At 66.8% G+C, this 17,607-nt stretch carries 11 protein-coding genes and 1 tRNA gene; 4 read left to right on the top strand and 8 right to left on the bottom strand.

Translation table 11 applies throughout. The features are described from left to right. Positions 1 to 22: 22 nt before the first annotated feature. Positions 23 to 706, top strand: coding sequence for a DUF899 domain-containing protein (locus ACZYZF_RS27975; protein ID WP_463837461.1), 684 nt, complete (start codon positions 23 to 25; stop codon positions 704 to 706). Further along, positions 706 to 1,185, top strand: a complete 480-nt coding sequence (locus ACZYZF_RS27970; RefSeq protein WP_463747297.1) for an SRPBCC family protein — start codon at positions 706 to 708, stop codon at positions 1,183 to 1,185. Before ACZYZF_RS27975 ends, ACZYZF_RS27970 begins: the two co-directional genes overlap by 1 nt. Here ACZYZF_RS27970 and ACZYZF_RS27965 read toward each other — a convergent pair. Together ACZYZF_RS27965 and ACZYZF_RS27960 are read right to left on the bottom strand one after the other, a co-directional pair. Further along, complete coding sequence (locus ACZYZF_RS27965) at positions 1,142 to 1,549, bottom strand: nuclear transport factor 2 family protein (RefSeq protein ID WP_463837412.1); 408 nt, start codon at positions 1,547 to 1,549, stop codon at positions 1,142 to 1,144. The genes ACZYZF_RS27970 and ACZYZF_RS27965 overlap by 44 nt on opposite strands. Before the next feature lie 85 nt (positions 1,550 to 1,634). Then, positions 1,635 to 2,855 (bottom strand): L,D-transpeptidase, encoded by a 1,221-nt coding sequence (locus ACZYZF_RS27960; protein ID WP_463747299.1) that lies wholly within the window; start codon positions 2,853 to 2,855, stop codon positions 1,635 to 1,637. Between the two features lie 146 nt (positions 2,856 to 3,001). Here ACZYZF_RS27960 and ACZYZF_RS27955 point away from each other — a divergent pair. Beyond that, a tRNA-Lys gene (locus tag ACZYZF_RS27955) sits at positions 3,002 to 3,077 on the top strand. 68 nt (positions 3,078 to 3,145) lie between these two features. Here ACZYZF_RS27955 and ACZYZF_RS27950 read toward each other — a convergent pair. Further along, positions 3,146 to 3,325 carry a hypothetical protein gene (locus ACZYZF_RS27950; RefSeq protein WP_463747300.1) on the bottom strand — a complete coding sequence of 60 codons (180 nt, stop codon included), beginning with the start codon at positions 3,323 to 3,325 and terminating at the stop codon, positions 3,146 to 3,148. Positions 3,326 to 4,377: 1,052 nt separating this feature from the next. After that, positions 4,378 to 4,605 (bottom strand): DUF3618 domain-containing protein, encoded by a 228-nt coding sequence (locus ACZYZF_RS27945; RefSeq protein WP_463747301.1) that lies wholly within the window; start codon positions 4,603 to 4,605, stop codon positions 4,378 to 4,380. A 105-nt stretch (positions 4,606 to 4,710) separates the two neighbouring features. Between ACZYZF_RS27945 and bcp the strand changes: the two genes are divergently transcribed. Beyond that, a complete protein-coding gene (gene bcp / locus ACZYZF_RS27940; RefSeq protein WP_463747500.1) occupies positions 4,711 to 5,184 on the top strand; it encodes a thioredoxin-dependent thiol peroxidase in 474 nt (157 codons plus the stop codon). Here bcp and ACZYZF_RS27935 read toward each other — a convergent pair. The 4 genes from ACZYZF_RS27935 to ACZYZF_RS27920 all read right to left on the bottom strand — a co-directional run bounded on the left by ACZYZF_RS27935 (position 5,181) and on the right by ACZYZF_RS27920 (position 17,400). Then, positions 5,181 to 6,524, bottom strand: coding sequence for a M20/M25/M40 family metallo-hydrolase (locus ACZYZF_RS27935; protein WP_463747302.1), 1,344 nt, complete (start codon positions 6,522 to 6,524; stop codon positions 5,181 to 5,183). The genes bcp and ACZYZF_RS27935 overlap by 4 nt on opposite strands. Positions 6,525 to 6,556: 32 nt before the next feature. Then, on the bottom strand, positions 6,557 to 6,949 hold the full coding sequence (gene acpS, locus ACZYZF_RS27930) for a holo-ACP synthase AcpS (RefSeq protein WP_044522422.1): 393 nt from the start codon (positions 6,947 to 6,949) through the stop codon (positions 6,557 to 6,559). A 35-nt stretch (positions 6,950 to 6,984) separates the two neighbouring features. Continuing rightward, complete coding sequence (locus ACZYZF_RS27925; RefSeq protein ID WP_463747303.1) at positions 6,985 to 16,236, bottom strand: fatty acid synthase subunit beta domain-containing protein; 9,252 nt, start codon at positions 16,234 to 16,236, stop codon at positions 6,985 to 6,987. A 552-nt stretch (positions 16,237 to 16,788) separates the two neighbouring features. Then, positions 16,789 to 17,400: a MerR family transcriptional regulator gene (locus tag ACZYZF_RS27920; RefSeq protein ID WP_463747304.1), complete on the bottom strand. Its 612-nt coding sequence runs from the start codon at positions 17,398 to 17,400 to the stop codon at positions 16,789 to 16,791. Positions 17,401 to 17,607: the final 207 nt, after the last annotated feature.

Genomic DNA, 17,607 nt, shown 5'->3' with positions numbered 1-17,607 from the left:
GGAGCCCACAATGACGACCGAGATGACGACAGGAAAGCCTCCGATAGTCGACCCGCAGACCTGGCAGACCGCGCTCGGCGACTTGCGGCGCCGGGAGAAGGCCGCCACCCGGGAGTTGGACGCGATCGCCGCAGCGCGACGGAGACTGCCGATGGTGGAGTTGCCCGACTACACGCTGATCGGCGCGGACGGCCCGGTGCGGCTGGCCGACGTGTTCGACGGCCGCACGCAGCTGATCACCTACCACCACATGTGGACCGACGGCGCGGAATGGCAGTGCGGCGGTTGCACGGGCTTCACCTCGCAGTTCACGCGACTCGACTTCCTGGACAACTATGACGCCCGCTTCGTGATCGTCACCAACGGTCCGATCGAGGAGGCGCTGACCTATCGCGACAAGGTGGGTAACCGGATGGAGTGGTACTCGTCGCCGGAGAGTTCGTTCGGCACCGACGTCGACGCCGCACCGAACGACGGTTTCGCCGTCAACGTGTTTCTGCGCGACGGGGAGACCGTGTATCGCACCTGGCACACAAATGGCCGTGGCACCGAGCAACTCAGCCACTCCTTCGCCCTGATCGACCTGCTGCCCTACGGCCGCCAAGAGGAATGGCTGGATTCGCCGGAAGGGTGGCCGTCGCGCCCCACATACTCGGGCTGGTTGGACAGCCCTGACATCGCCCGCCTGTATGGAAAGGACTCCTGATGACCGCATCCACCGACCAACAGCGCTACGTTCTCACCCGCACCATCTCGGCCTCGCCGGCGGAGGTGTTCGCCGTCCTGGCCGACCCGGCCCGCCACTGCGAGACCGAGCCCGGCGACTGGGTGCGCGACGCGATCGATCCCCAGCCGATCACCGGGACCGGCCAGATCTTCGCGATCAACATGTTCCTGCCGGCCGCCGGCGGCCACTACGTCATGCACAACCTGGTGACCGTCTTCGACCGGGATCGCACCATCGAATGGTTGCCCGGTCAGCTGGACGAAGACGGCCACCACGCCCCGGGGGGTTGGTCCTGGCGCTACGACCTGGCCCCGAACGGCGAACAGACCGACGTCACCATCACCTACGACTGGACCGACACCCCGCAGAGCTTCCGCGACCAGATCGGCGGGATGCCACCGTTCGGCACCGACTTCATCGCTGAATCGCTTGCGGCGCTTGGGCGCGCGGCGGAATAGTCTCCGCGGGCACCTGGTCCAGGAAGCCCAGCACGGTCTGGATCCGGCCGTCGCCGTCAGTGGCGAGCACATCGAATCCGACGACCACGGGATCGGCGTCGCTCGGCCCCAGCCCCCACTGGAATCGCGCCTGCCGGTGGTGGGTGTCGGGCCCGCTGACGAGTGAGAACACGAATCCCGGGAACTGGGAGTGGACCGCGTCGATGGCAGCGGAAAGCCCGTCGTGTCCACTCACCTCGGCCAGCGGATCGGTGTACGTGACGCCCTGTGACCAGTGCCGTTCCAACAGGGCCCGCCGATGGCCAGAATCGGTGGCATTCCAGGTGTCGAGGTACGCGGTAACGGTGTCGTTGAGCTCGGCCATATCGCCTCTTTCACGGTAATTGACTGGGACTCAGTCAGATTCACCGATTCGCGGCGGGGTGTCGATTACCGCAGGGGTAATCGGCTCAGGTGGCGGCGTTGCCGGTGCGCCACTGGTCCCACGGGATGTTCCAGTCCCCCAGGCCCTCGGTGCCCGGCAACACCGGGCCCACCGTGTTGACGACCTCGACGATGTCGCCGCGTTTGGTGTTCTCGTAGAACCAGCGGGCGTTGGACGTACTGACATTCAGACATCCGTGGCTTACATTGCTGTACCCCTGGCTGCCGACCGACCACGGGGCGCCGTGCACATAGATACCGCTGTAAGACATCTGGGTCGCGAAGTCGACCTCGGTGCGATAACCGTTGGGCGAGTTGACCGGCACCCCGTAGGTCGACGAATCCATCACCAGATGGTCGAAGCGCTCACCGACGATGTAGACCCCGTTGTTGGTCGGAGAACTGTTCTTGCCCATGGAGATCGGCATCGCCTTGACGACCTCGCCGTTGCGCCTGACGGTCAGGGTCTTGGTGGTGTCGTCGGCGGACGCGATCACCTCGTCGCCGACCGTGAAGTGGGTCGTGACGTTCCCTTGGCCGAACAGCCCGTCACCCAACGCGACGCCGTAAGTGTTGACAGTCACGTCCACCGAGGTGCCGGGCTTCCAATATTTGGCTGGGCGCCAGCGCACTTCGCGGTTGTTGAGCCAGTAGAACGCACCCTCGACCGGCGGATTGGTCTTGACGGTGACGGCGCGCTGGGCGGCCAGGCGGTCGGAGATGTTCTCGTCGAAGCGGATTGCCACCGGCTGACCAACCCCGACCACTTCCCCGTCGTTCGGCAGGAGGTAAGGCATCGTCAGATTGGCCGGCGAATGCGTCTCGAACCGCAGCCGGCGGTTGGCGACGCCACCGAGTCCCAGTGACTGCGCGTTGAGGGTGTACTGCTCGTTGTAGTCGAGCGGATCGGTGGTCGACCACGTCAGCCCGTCGGCACTGAACTTCCCCGCGACGCTGGCGCCCTCTTCATTGGTCATGGTGACCCCACCGAGCACGCCGTTCTCAGCGCTCACCGTGACCGGCGCGTCGACGGTCACCCCGACGGCGCCGTCTGTCACCGACGCATTCACCCTGGGCACCAACAAGTCGCCATAAGGCGTGCCCTTGTCAGTGATCACCGGCGGAGGCCCCTGTGGGTTTTCGCCCCCGCATGCCGTCAGGCCCAACATCATCGCCGGCACCATGGCAACCACCGCCCGCCGGAACACACCCCGATACGGACGGGTCAGCGTCTGGGCCTGCCCCATGTTCGTCCCACCCCTCGAACGGTCGATAGCAAATCTTGGCAATAGTCTAAGGGTTCCGACGGGATCGGGCCGACCTGAACCTGGCTCCAAGGCCGCCACCAGCGGATTTCACTGTTGAGTGAAACTCCTGTTATTGTCTCTCACGCGCGCCGTTAGCTCAGTTGGTAGAGCAGCTGACTCTTAATCAGCGGGTCCGGGGTTCGAAACCCTGACGGCGCACCAACCAAAAACCCTGCCTCGGCAGGGTTTTTGCGTTTCAGCGTTTCAGAGTTACTGGGACCGTGCATCTATCAGGCTCGGTACCTCTCGGCCAGCCGGTCACCGACACTGGATTCAGCCTCTTCCAACAACATCTCCACGGCACCCGCCAGATGCGCGGCAGCGTAGCCGTGATCCCGGTACTGCTCGCTCTTGAATCGGTCGAGCTCCCTGCGTAGGTCTCCCAGGGTTTCATCACTCACATGCGCCATATGGCTACCTCCAGTCGGTGTGACCACGGCCCACATCGCCATTTGGAGGTTCGACATGAGCCATCGGGTGTTATCAGCGAATCCCGACGACGAGTCCGTCGGGATTCGCTCTACCGGCGATAGCCCATGCAGCAATCCTGGCAAACGGAAAATAAGTTAGCTGCAACGCAATACCCCCTTGTCACGCGATCGTCCCGTGTTGCGGTCTGGATCGAGACCCAGGCCCGCCTCCCCGATCCTGACCCGACCTCGACCTTAGCTGGACACCTATGCACTAGCAACCGGTTCGGCGAGAAAGAGCCGTTCCCGCCCTGCTATGCAGCAGATTTCAGCTACCGCGCCCATTCGGCGCCGAGTTGCGCAGAGGACCGGCGATTACCAGACGGACCCGTGTTTGCCAATCGTTTTCCCCACGAAATCAGCGTGGATCAGGGCAGAGAGGCCGTCGGCGCGTCGCGTGACGCCAACAACGCAGCAAACTTCTCACTGCAAGAAAGAATTTCACCCGCGCGCGCTTCCATCCGCCACCAGCGGCGCCCGTCGAATTTGCGGTGAGCGGTCCCTGTAACAGCCCGCAGCCCGTCGACGACATATCACGATGGTGTGCTGATAGCCGTCACGCAACTTGGCAATTATTGACGAGGCTGAATTGTTGACGTAGTCGTAAGTTACTGCTGAGTATCAGACTCCAGCACTTCCGCTGGTCAGACGGCAGAAACCGTGTTAATCTCAAGTTAGCTGATTTATTGTGATCCGGTACCGCGTGACGATTGCGTCAAGATGAGGGGTGTTAGCTGATGGCTACCGCAGATGGCGCCGATCTCACAGCTGTATCAACCGCCGCGTTTGTTGCTGCGAACCAGCCCGTCATGGTGTACACCTGCAGCCGCCTGGGTCGCGTCGCCAATCCCCCGAGTTTCTCGTTGGCGGACTGGCTCCTGTTCCGCCGCCGCTGAGCGGCGTATTCAGCGCGAGCCGCTGAGCGGCGTATTCAGCGCGAGCCGCTGAGCGGCGAATCACCGCAGGGCACACGACGTGCCCTGCGGATCTGCTCAGCGCCGCTTGATCCGTCGCACGACGACGACCACCACCAGTAGTCCTGCACCGGCCAATGACGCCGTCACCGCAGGCTTCTTGATGAAGCCGACCACTGCCGACTTGAAATCGTCGGCCAGACGCTGGGGGTTGGCCCGCTCTGCCAGGGAGTCGACAGTCACCGCCAGCTGATCGCGAGCCTGATCGATGTCCCGCTTGATGCTCTCCGGGTCCCGGTTCGCCACTGTTTGCTCCTCCAAGCCGCTCCATGTCGTGCTGCCCTGCCGCACTACCCTAGATCAGCCGGCACCGTGACGACGGAACCGGTCGACAAGAAGGGATACCTACACATGCCGGCAACCCCGCGCCTCGAGGTTGGAGACACCGCCCCCGCTTTCAGCCTGCCCGACGCCGACGGCAACGTCGTCAAACTCTCCGACTACAAGGGCCGCAAGGTCATCGTGTACTTCTACCCCGCTGCGTCCACGCCCGGATGCACCAAGCAGGCGTGCGATTTCCGTGACAGCCTCGCCGAACTCAATGGCGCCGGCCTCGACGTCGTGGGCATCTCCCCCGACAAGCCGGAAAAGCTTGCCAAGTTCCGCGACAAGGAGGAGCTCACCTTCCCGTTGCTGTCCGATCCCTCCCGCGAGGTACTGACAGCCTGGGGTGCGTTCGGCGAAAAGACCATGTACGGCAAGACCGTTCAGGGCGTGATCCGTTCCACCTTCCTCGTCGACGAGAAGGGCAAGATCGCCGTCGCGCAGTACAACGTGCGGGCCACCGGTCACGTCGCCAAGTTGCGCCGCGACCTCTCGGTCTAGGGGGCCAGCGCTTCGAGCAGGAGCGCTTCGGCCGTCGCCGCTTTGTGCAGCACGCCCAGGTGCAGGCTTTCGTTCACGCTGTGCGCCTGGGTTCCGGGGTCCTCGACACCGGTCACCAGAATCGTCGCGGCCGGGAAGGCTTCGGCGAATTCGGCGATGAACGGAATCGATCCGCCCATGCCCATGTCCACCGGATCGGTGCCCCAGGCGGTGCGGAACGCCGTGCGCGCCGCGTCGTACACCGACCCCGAGGCGTCGATCGCATAGGGCTGACCGACGTCGCCCGGGGTGACGGTGACCTGGGCACCCCAGGGCGCATGGGCTTCGAGGTGACGGGTCAACGCGTCCAGATGCGCGTGCGCGTCGCCGCCGGGCGCGACCCGCATGCTGATCTTGGCGCGGGCGCGTGGGATAAGGGTGTTCGACGACTTGTCGATGGGTGTGGTGTCGATGCCGATGACGGTGACGGCGGGTTTGGCCCACATGCGTTGCACCACTGAGCCGGAACCGATTTCGGACACGCCGTCCAGCAGGCCGGATTCTTGCCGGACCCAGTCGGGACCGCGGTCCGCCCCATTGTCCCCGGCGGCCGGCCGCGGACCCTCGTGCAAACCGGCGACCGCGACATTGCCGTCGTCGTCGTGCAGGCTCGCGAGCAGTCGTACCAACACGCTCAACGCATCCGGCACCACCCCGCCCCACAGGCCCGAATGCAGGCCGTGGTCCAGGGTGGCCACTTCGACGACACAGTCCGCCAGGCCACGCAGGGTCACGGTCAAGGCGGGGATCTCGGTGCTCCAGTTGTCGGAGTCGGCGATGACGATGACGTCGGCCGCCAGCGCCTCATGATGAGCACCGAGCAGTGCTGCCAACGACGGCGATCCGGATTCCTCCTCGCCCTCGACGAACACCGTCACGCCCACCGGCGGTTTGCCGTCGAAGGCGCGTATCGCGGCCAGATGTGTTGCGATCCCGGCCTTGTCGTCGGCGGTGCCACGACCGTAGAGCCGGCCGTCACGCTCGGTCGGCTCGAACGGCGCGGAGTTCCACTGGGCTGGATCCCCTTCGGGCTGCACGTCGTGGTGGGCGTACAGCAGCACCGTCGGCGCCCCTGCAGGGGGCGGGTAGTGCGCGATGACGGCAGGCGCACCGCCCTCGCTGACGATACGAACGTCGGGGAAACCTGCGTCGGACAACAGCTTTGCGACCGCCTCGGCGCTGCGGTGCACCTCGTCCCGGCGCGCCGGATCGGCCCATACCGATTGGATGCGGACCAGATCCTCCAGATCGGACCGTACCGACGGCAACACCTGCTGCACCCGCGCCACCACGTCACTCATGCTGACGAGCGTAGTTGCTCGCCGGAGAAAGGTTAGGGCTCCTCGATGATCGCCACCGCGGCGGCGGTGTCGGCCTCATGGGTGAGCGACACGTGAATCGTCACGCTCTCAAGGTGCTTGGCGATCTCACCGGACAGCCGCACCTTGGGACGACCCCACATGTCGGTGACCACCTCGATGTCGCGGTGGATCCCCTCCGGCAGGGCCGGTCGCTTCGAGAACCGTGAACTCGACCAGGCCTTGATCACAGCCTCCTTGGCTGCCCACCGGGCCGCCAGGTGCCGGGCCGCCGACGAACTCTTGTCCGCGGCGTCCCGGCGCTCACCAGGCGTGAACGTCTCGGCGAATACAGTTCCCGGCCGGTCCACCTGCTCGGCGAAATCGGGTATGGAAACCAGATCGATGCCTACTCCCACAATCGCCATGCAAGCGAACCTAGCTCACCTCTCCGTGCACGCCGTCACCGCACATACAGATCGTCGTCACCGAGTCGGGCGTCGGCATTCAGCAACATCGCGGCTTCCTGACGCTTCTCCGGTACATCGTGGTCGAACCGGCGATCGGCGGGCTTCTCGTACATCGGACGCCCACCGGCGATCGCCCCGGCCAACCGGCGCTGACCAGCCAGCGTGCGCTGCTCGGCACGCTTGCGGTAATCGTCGCGCTCGGCCGGATCCAGCGCCGCGATGAACGCCTCCGGGTGCACCAGGGCAACCAGACCCGACACGTGGCCGAACCCGAGGCTGGTGACCAGACCGGCCTTGAGCGGGAACTTCCCGCGCAGGTCGAGAGCCTCGCGCACCCAGACGAAGTGGCCTGAGGTGGCCAGCTCGTCGTCCACGCAGTCCAGGCTGCGGTTCGGCGGGATGACGCCGTCGCGCAGGATCTGGCACAGGCCCATCATCTGGAACACCGCCGCGCCACCCTTGGCGTGACCGGTCAGCGTCTTCTGGCTGACGATGAAGAGCGGCGCGCCCTGCGAGCGGCCCATCGAGTCCGCCAGCCGCTCGTGCAGCTCGGTCTCGTTGGGATCGTTGGCCAGTGTCGAGGTGTCGTGCTTGGAGATCACCGCGATGTCGTCGGCGCCCACACCCAGCTTGGCCAGCGAACGGGCCAGCTGCGAATCCTTGCCGCCACGGCCGGCGCCGAGAGCACCGAGTCCGGGAGCCGGGATCGAGGTGTGCACACCGTCGGCGAAGCTCTGCGCGTAACCGACGACAGCCAGCACCGGCAGGCCCATCTTGACGGCCAGGTCACCGCGGGCCAGCAGGATGGTGCCACCGCCCTGTGCCTCCAGGAAGCCGAGACGACGACGGTCGTTGGCGCGGGAGAACTTCGAATCGCTGATGCCCTTGGCACGCATCATCTCGGTGTCGGCGGTGGCCGCCATGTCACCGAAGCCGATGATGGCTTCCAGGGTCAGGTCGTCGAAGCCGCCGGCCACCACCAGGTCGGCCTTACCGAGACGGATCTTGTCGACCCCCTCCTCGACCGAGACGGCCGCGGTGGCGCAGGCACCCACCGGGTGGACCATGGCGCCGTAGCCGCCGACGTAGGACTGCATGACGTGTGCCGCAACAACGTTCGGCAGCACCTCCTGCAGGATGTCGTTCGGCTTGGCCTTACCCAGCAGGTTGCCGTGGTACATGGTCTGCATCGAGGTCATGCCGCCCATGCCGGTGCCCTGTGTGGAGGCCACGAGGCTCGGGTGCACCCAACGCATCAGCTCGGTCGGGGTGAAGCCCGAGGACAGGAACGCATCCACGGTCGCGACGATGTTCCACAGCGCCACCCGGTCGATGGAATTGGCCATGTCCGGGGTGATGCCCCACACCGTCGGGTCGAACCCGGTGGGGATCTGGGCGCCGACCGTGCGCGATAGCTTGGTCTTGCGCGGAACCCGAATCTCGGTGCCCGCCTTACGGATCACCTGCCAGTCGCCGGAATCCGGTACCGGCAGGGCCACCGTGTGCTCGGGGTCGAAGGACACGAACGCCCGGGCGTCGGCCTCGCTGGACACGACGAAGCTGAAGTCCTTGTCCAGGAACACGCTGACCAGCAGCGGCGAGGCGTGATCGGGGTCGATCGCGCCGTCGTCCACGAATTCGCGGATGCCGCAACGCTCTACGACAGCGTCGTGGTAGCGCTCTACGATCTCCGATTCGGGCACCAGCTCACCGGTCTCGGTGTCGTACCAGCCGGCCTTGGGATCGTCTTCCCACTTGACCAGACCGGTCGTCCAGGCCAGCTCCAGCACGCCGGCCGCCGACAACTCGCCGGAGACCTCCATCTCGAAGCGGGTGCGCGACGAGCCGTACGGCCCGAGCTCGGCACCACCGACGATGACCACCAGATCGGCCGGATCGACATCGAGGTCGGCCCACTCCGGCGCGGGCGCCGGATTGTGTCCGCGCGGCGGGGACGGCAGGGCCGCCAGGACACCAGTCTCGTCCTCCTCCTCGGACTCGGCTGCCGCACTTGACATGTCCTCGCGAGCCTTGGCGGCCAGCTCGGCCATGTCGATCTTGACGTCGCCGAGACCACCGGTCAGATCCACCTTGATCGGAGAACTAGCCGCAGCCACCTTCGACTCCACCGTGCAGAGGTTCAGCAGCATGGCCGCCATCTCCGCGGTGCTGTAGGTGGTGACACCGGCCTCTTCCACCGCGCTGACGATGGCATCGTTGTGCCCCATCAGCCCGGTGCCCTTGGTCCAGCCGATGAGTGCGTGCGCCAAGCTGACCCGCTCGGCCCATGAGGACTCCGCGCTCCAGCGGGTCACCAACGCGTCGAGCGCCGACTTCGCTTCGCCGTAGGCACCGTCGCCACCGAACATGCCGCGGTTGGGCGAGCCCGGCAGCACCACGTGCAGGCGCGAGGCGATGTCACGCTCGGCGCCGATCGTCGACAGGCCACCGATGAGCCGCTGCACGGCCCACAGCAGGACCTTCATCTCCATCTCGGAGCGTGAACCCGCCTCCGAGAGGTCCCCGGCCACACGCGGTGCGGCGAACGGGAACAGCAGCGTCGGGGTCTGCGCATCCTTGAGGTGGATCGATTGCGGCCCAAGGCTTTCGATCTGCTCACTACCGACCCATTCGACCAGCTTGTCGATGTCGGAGTAGGACGCCATGTTGGCCGGGACCACCCACAGGGTGGCGCCGAAACGGGCGTTCTCGCGGTACAGCTTCTTGTAGAACGCGAGCCGGTCGTCGTCCAGACGCGAGGTGGTGGCGACGACGGTGGCACCGCCGTCGAGCAGCTGCCCGACGACCGACGAGGCGATGGAGCCCTTCGACGCACCGGTCACCACTGCGACCTCGTTGCTGTAGCGGCCCTTGCCAGGGTTCTCCGCACCGGCCGCGATGCGACCGAACAGCGAGGCATGGATGGTGCGCCCGGCGGCCAGAGCCTTGCCTTGCCACCAATTCGCCTGCGTGGCAACGACATGTCCGGCACCTTCGAACCGCTCCGACAGGCGCTGCCAATCGGCGTCGATCTCGCCCTCGTCGGCCAGCCACAGCTTGACCAGGTCCTCACGGGCGCTGGCCCAGCGGTCGTCGAACACGACGGCCTTCTTGGCGTCGAACGCCGGAGCCACCAATCGCGGCCAGTCCGAACCGAGTTCGGTGGTGACCAGGTCGATCAGCTCGGCGTCGGTCGCAGCCTCGGGGGCACCGACCGGAGCGTCCAGGCCGAGCTGGCCCAGCACCAGGCGCGCGGCCGAGGCCAGCACGCCGTCGGGACCGGTGACCTTCTCGGCGAACTCGTTCAGCGCGGCCGAATCCACCACGCCGCCGGCCCCGGCACCGCCGGCCGAGGGCAGGCTCACCGGCACACCCTGGCGGGCGCCCACCGCGACCACCGCAGCATCGATGACCTTGTCGACGTCGGCGGCACTCGCCAGCGCGCCTGGGTGCAGGGCACCCAGGTCGCCGCCACGCACGCTGCTGCCCTCACGGGTGCCCAGTGCCACCTCGACGGTGACGTGCTTGGCCCAGCCCGGACCCAGCTCCCAGGTCTTGGTGACGCGCTCGGCGATGTAGGCCGGGCGCTTACCCGACGGACCGAACACGGTGCGCAGCTGATCGTTGATGGCGTCCGAGAGCACCGGGCCGAACGGCTTGTAGGTGCGGGCCAGCTTGCTGACCTGTCCCTTGAGCGCACCCAGATCTGCTTCGGCGGCACCATCGATGGCGCCGAGGTTCAGCTCGGAGCCGAGGTCTACCAGCAGCTGGTTGCGGCGTGAGGACGCACCGTCGGTGATCGACTCGATGGAGTCCAGCCCCTCGATCTGGTCGATGCGCATCTTGGCGCTCAATGCGATCAGGCCGACGGTGGCATCCGCTGCGTCGAAAGCCAGGTCGTCGGGGCGGGGCCCGCCGGAAGGAGCGGCCGGGGCGGGGGCTGCCGCGGCAGCCGGAGCGGCCTCGGATTCTGCGGAAGCCGGTGCTGGGCTTTCCTCGATATCAGGCTCAGGCTCCGGATCGGTGTCGCTGGCGAAGAGCACCGCGGCATCGCGCTCGGCGTTGAGCACCTCGACGGTGCTGTGGGCGAATTCGGGGAGCTTGAGCGTGTTGGTGGCCAGGCCGGCGACCGTCGGCGCGTTCTTCACGCCGATCTCGACGAACCGCTCCACGCCGAGTCCGCCGGCGGCCTCCTCGATGAACAGCAGGTCCTGGGTCTCGATCCAGCGCACCGGGCTGGCGAACTGCCAAGCCAGCAACTCGATGACGACCTTGCGCATCAACTCCCTGGGCTTCTCGTTACGCCAGGTGTCGTAGTCGGCGAGAATTTCGTCGAGCGGCTCGGCCGGCACCAGGTCGCGGATCTCCTGAATGAAGTCGCGGTCCAGTGTGAAGGGCCGGGGCACCAGGTTCGGGACATAGCGCCCGACGACGAGCTCCGGGTCCCGGTCGCGGGGCAGAACCCGCTCGAGGCTGCGCCGGAAGTCGTCGACACCCACCCGCAGCACGCTGGAGTGGAACGGCACGTCGATGCCGGGCACCAGGATGAACGAGCGCTTGCCGCCGCTGATCTCGCGACGACGCTCGACCTCTTCCTCCAGCGCTTCCAGGCCGCGCACGGTTCCGGCGATCGCGTACTGCGAACCGCGCAGGTTGAAGTTGACGATCTGCAGGAATTCACCTGTGCGCTCGGCGATTTCGGCGACGAAGTCCTCGACGTCGTCGTCGGCGAGGTCGATCTGCGACGGCCGGATGGCGGCGAGCCGGTAATTGGACCGACCCCGCTCGTCGCGCGGCACGATGTCGTGCATCTTGGAGCCGCGGTGGAACACCGCCTCCAGCAGACCTTCGAGTTCGATGACGCCGGACACACAGGCCAGCGCGGTGTACTCACCGACGGAGTGACCGCAAGCGATCGCGCCCTCGACGAACGCGCCCTGCTCACGCATCTCGGCAACCTGGGCCGCAGCTGTGGTGGCCATGGCGACCTGGGTGAACTGGGTCAGGTACAGCACGCCCTCGGGGTGCTCGTAGTGCACACCGGAGGCGATCAGCGACGTCGGGTTGTCGCGAACCACGTGCAGCACCGAGAAGCCCAGCGTCTCGCGGGTGAACTTGTCGGCCTTGTCCCACACCTTGCGCGCGGCCTTGGACCGGGCCCGTACCTCCATGCCCATGCCCTTGGACTGGATGCCCTGGCCGGGGAACGCGTAGACGGTCTTGGGTGCCGCGAGGCGTGCGGTGGCGGCCATCACCAGCTCGGTGCCGATGCGGGCCTGAACCTCGACAACCTCTGCGCCGACATCGATTCCGACTCGGTCGACGCGGAAGTCCACCTCATCGCCCGGCTTGACCATGCCCAGGAAGCGGGCGGTCCAGCCGACCAGCTTGGCCGGCGGAACCGGCTTGCCGTCGGTGGCGGTCACGACGTGCTGCGCTGCGGCCGACAGCCACATGCCGTGCACGATCGGCGATTCCAGACCGGCCAGCAGCGCGGCCGCCCGGTCGGTGTGGATCGGGTTGTGGTCACCGGACACCACGGCGAACGGCCGCATGTCCACGGGTGCGCCGACGGTGATGTCGCGCCGGCGGCGACGCGGGGTGTCGGTGGCGTTGTCCGAGATCGCGCCGCCGGCGCGAACCGGATCGGTCAGCTCGGCCTCGCCGGTACGGCCGCGGATCGCGAACCGCTCCTCCAGCTTGGCCAACTCGGTGCCGTCGGAGGCACGCACCGTTACGTTGACCGGGACAACCCGGCCCACCTCGGTGTCGGTGGCAGCCGAAGCTGTTGCGGTGACGGTCAATTCGGCAGGCTCGGTCGGCAAAGCAGCCAACAGGTGAGCGGCGTGGTCCAGATGCACCAGGCTCAGCAGACCTTCGACGACCGGGAATCCGGAGTCGGTGGCGGCGGAGCCGATCGCGGCGAACACCGCGGGCCAGCAGCGACCGACGAGCGCGTCGGGGACGACGGTGAGGGTCGGCGCCAGCGGGGCACCGAAGGTGGCAGTGACACCGGTGTGGTCGGCGACCTGCTCGGGGTTCCAGGCGACGGTGACCTTGGCGGTCCCGTCGACGACCGACGGCAGTGCGTCGGGACCGTCCACACCCGCGGCGATGGCGAGCACCGACCGCATGGCGGTCGCGGCATCGGCGACCTCGACGACCGGTGCGCCACCGCTGCGGATGGCCTCCGTCAGGGTGAACCGGATCTCGATCCAGGTCCCCGACAGTGGCACCGACAGCAGCACATGCTGGTCGTCGGCAACCTCAAGCCGGGCCCCGGTGGACGGATGGGAAGCGGAACGCTTCGCCGATCCTTCGCGGACCAACCACTCGTTGGCAGGGGCGATCCGGTGCACCGGGTTGACCGAGGTGCGACCGGCCCACAACACGTCAGGGGCATCGAGCAGAACGGCCAGCGGACCGGTCACGTCGTCGCGGCCCTGGCGGCGTGACAGCACGGCCTGCGGCTGAGCGCCGGCAGCCAACGCCTGGTCGACGGCGGTCTGTTCGAAGCGGTCCAGCAGCTCACCGACGGGCTCGTCGACGCGCGTGATGCCGGCGACGGCCTCGGTGCCGGGGATGACGCAGACCTGATCGGCGTCGTAGCGCGCGTCGTGGGCCTGCCACAGCGAATCGCTGCGCCACCAGCGGCGCACGTCCTTGTCGATCACCGGAACGAAGTTGACGGGCTTGCCCAGCGTCTTGCACAGCTCGACGAAGAACGGCACATCGGCCGGGTGCAGCTGCACCGATGCGGCGTCCGGGTAGGCCGAGACCAGCGCGGCCAGCGCGGCCTTCGGGTCCTCCAGCAGCGCCTCGCCGTCGCCGGAGGCGTCGAACAGCGTCTCGATGGCGCCGAAATCCTTTGCGTGCAAACGTGCTTCGGCACGCTTGAGCATCTGCTCGAAGCGGTCGCGCCAGGTGACGTCGAGCCACGGTGAGTGGTCGCGCTTGGTGTCGGCGGTGCTGTTGCCCTCGCCGATGGACAGTTCGATGTAGCGGCGCAACCACTGCAGGTAGGTCATGTCGGCGACATCACCGAAGTACGGCTTGGCGGTGTTGGCCATCGCGGCGATGATCTCGTCGCGGCGCGCGGCGACGGCGTCGGCGTCGCCGGCCACCTCGTCGAGCAGCCGGCCACAACGCGATGCGGCGTTGTCGATCTCGTGGATGTCGGCGCCGAGCTGGCTGCGTCCGGACGCCATGCCGCCCGAGGCCTTGCCGGCACCCACCCAGGTGTCGGTGCCCTTGGTGTCCACCAGCAGCTGCTTGACCTGCGGGCTCGTGGTGGCCTCGAGGGTGGCCATCGCGGCGGTGCCCACCAGGATGCCGTCGATCGGCATCAGCGGGTAACCGTGGGCGGCCGACCAGCGGCCGGACAGGTACTCGGCCGAACGTTCGGGGGTGCCGATGCCGCCGCCGACGCAGATGGTGATGTTGGACCGGCTGCGCAGCTCCGAATAGGTGGCCAGCAGGAGGTCGTCGAGGTCTTCCCACGAGTGGTGGCCACCGGCGCGGCCGCCTTCGATGTGGACGATCACCGGCTTGGTGGGCACCTCGGCCGCGATTCGGATGACCGAGCGGATCTGCTCGACAGTGCCCGGCTTGAACACCACGTGGCTGATACCGAGATCGTTGAGTTCACCGATCAGCTCGACGGCCTCTTCGAGGTCCGGGATACCGGCGCTGACGATGACGCCGTCGATCGGCGCACCGGACTGGCGGGCGCGCTGCACCAGGCGCTTGCCACCGACCTGAAGCTTCCACAGGTAGGGATCGAGGAACAAAGTATTGAACTGGATGGCCCGGCCGGGCTCCAGCAGCTCACCCAACTCGGCGATGCGATCGTTGAAGATCGGCTCGGTGACCTGTCCGCCACCGGCGAGTTCGGCCCAATGGCCGGCGTTTGCTGCGGCCGCGACGATCTTGGCGTCCACTGTGGTGGGGGTCATACCGGCCAGCAGGATCGGCGAGCGTCCGGTGAGCCGGGTGAACTTGGTCGAGAGCTTGACCGATCCGTCCGGCAGGCTGACGACCGTCGGGGCGTAGCTGGACCACGGACGGGCCACCTCCGGCACCGCGCCGATGGTGAACAGGTTGCGCTGGCCACCGCGGGTTGCAGCGGGAACGATTCCGATGCCGAGTCCGCGGACCACCGGGGCGGTCAGGCGGGTCAGGATGTCGCCGGGACCGAGGTCAAGAATCCATCGAGCTCCGGCGTCGCTGATCTCGGTGATCTCGTCGACCCAGTCCACCTGGCTGACCAGAATGGCCTCGGTCATCTCACGGGCCAGCTTGACGTCGATGCCGACGGCCTCTGCCCAACGGGCGACGATGTCGATCCCGTCGGCCAGACGCGGCGTGTGGAAACCGACCTCGACCTGCACCGGGTCGAAGACCGGGGCGAAGACGGCGCCGCCGCGGACTTTGCTCTTGCGCTCGGCCTCTTCCTTCTCAGCGATCTGGTTGCAGTACAGCTCGAACCGCGACAGCTGCTCGGGTGTGCCGGTGATCACAACAGAGCGCCGTCCGTTGCGGATGGACAGCACCGGGGGCAGCACGGTGCGCACGTCCTGGCTGAACTCTTCGAGCAGCTCGTAGATGCGCTCGGGCTCGGCATTGGTCACCGACACCATCGGCGGGCGGTCGCCGAGCACGGTGATCCCGCGGCGACGCGCGACCAGGGTGCCCGCTGCACCGATCAGCTGCGCCAGCGCCAGCAGCTGCACGTCCTTGGCACCCTTGGCGGCCAGTGTCTCGACGCCCAGTACGCCCTGAGAATGCCCGGCGACGGCCACCGGCGGGGTTGCGGCCAGGTCCATGCCCTGGCGGGCCAGCGCCCGCACTGCGGCGATCTGGGTGAGGAGGACGCCCGGGACCGAGACAGCGGCGGAGGTCAGCTGCTTGTCGGACGGCACCGGCTCCTCGGCGGCCAGCGCGCGGACCCACTGCAGGGGCTCGAAGCCGATGGGCCGGACGACCACGAGCTCGGCGGCGACCGGCTCGAGCAGCAGCTCGGCCTCTCCGGCCAGGGTCGCCAGTTCGGCCTCGATACCGGCCGAGGACACCAACTCCTCGAGAGTCTCCAGCCAGGCGCTGCCCTGACCGCCGAAGGCGACTGCGTAGGGCTCACCGGCGCTCAGCCGATCGACCAGGGCGTGGGTGGAGTCAGCCTGCCGACCGTCGGATCCTGAGTCGTCGTTGCGACCGGCGGACACCCGGTCGTGTTCATAGATCGTCACTGGCGCTATCTCCTCGGTGCTGCTGCGGTTCTGCGGTGAATGGTGTCGCGTGTGGCTGTCGCGTGCGGTCTCAGGTATCTGTCTGCATGTCTGGGCGGTTGTGGCTGCCCGGCGACAAGCCAACGGCGATTCAGCGTCGAATCAGGTGAGGAACGCGGTGTCGCCGGAGCCCTCCGGACGGCGCCACTCACATTCCCGCCGTACTAAGAGTGTCATAAGAGGCAGTGGGCTTTTTCCGTCCAGATTGGTTACTGGCGAGTTCTACGCATGGGTAACCGCCGGTAACGTAACGCCGCGTCGAGTGGCGCCCGAAGACATTCGGGACAAACGTCCTGTTGGCAGGTGGTTACGGTCGAGTAGCCACAACTGCGCAGATCAAGGCAGTATTGTTATCGAATCGTTATCTAAATTTTTCGCCACATCCGGGCCCGCGAACCGAGTGTGAACCAGCAGACAATCGGGCCGATTCTGTCTAGCGAATCCTGCCAGTCCGAGCCAAAAGTTTGCTGGAATATCTTACCCGTCGGTAACTATTCAGCCCTGGCGGTCGGTCTACTCGGCGGCCACGCCGGCACGCAGGGCCCGGTCCACCCTGGCCGAGACCACTGCCCGGGCCAGCTCGGGCAGACCGGCATCCGGAGCGCCGCCCCGACACTCGGCCACCGCAGCAGCGACCGACTCGGCCAGGTGATCGATCGCCACGCCGGTGGCCCGGCAGACATGGGCCATGCTGCGGACGACGCGCCGATGGTCCTCCGCGTCACCGACGAGCGCGACCAACGCCGGATCTGTCACCTCGACGGAGTCGTCCACGACGCGCACCAACCCGAACTCGACGAGCGCTTGGACGTCGTCGCCGGCCGGGTCGACGTTCAATGCCAGCGCCGTCGGCCGGAACCAGCCCGAGGCCTGGAGCCCCAAGGCGTCGGACAGATCCTTGCCGCCGCGCAAGGCGGCGAAGAACTCGGCGATATGCGCCGAGTTGAAACCCTTGGCCAGTAGCTGGCTGATCGCTGTCAGCTGATCAAGGTGCCGCTCACCGTAATACGCCGAGCGCCCGACGCGGCGCGGCGAATCGAGCAAGCCGCGTTCACGATAGGCGCGGATATTACGAGTGCTGACGCCGGAAATGCGCGCCAGGTCTTCAAGGCGGTACTCAACCAAGCCGGCGTCCCCCGCGTCGGTTTGAACAGCGATTCATGCCGACACCCTACTCCCCGGTTAATGTTGCGAGCGAATTCGCAGCTACAGCATTCAGCCGTCCCCGCATTTGGCCGATAACGCGATCATCTGCGGATATGCCAACCTGCTCCCCTTACCTGATACATGAGAGTGCAGTTTCAGCCAACTCGATGAATCGCTCTAAAGCCG

Source organism: Mycobacterium sp. IDUB_24, from assembly GCF_055419385.1.
The sequence above is the reverse complement of the archived record's forward strand: the minus strand, read 5'-3'. Positions and strand labels throughout refer to the sequence as shown.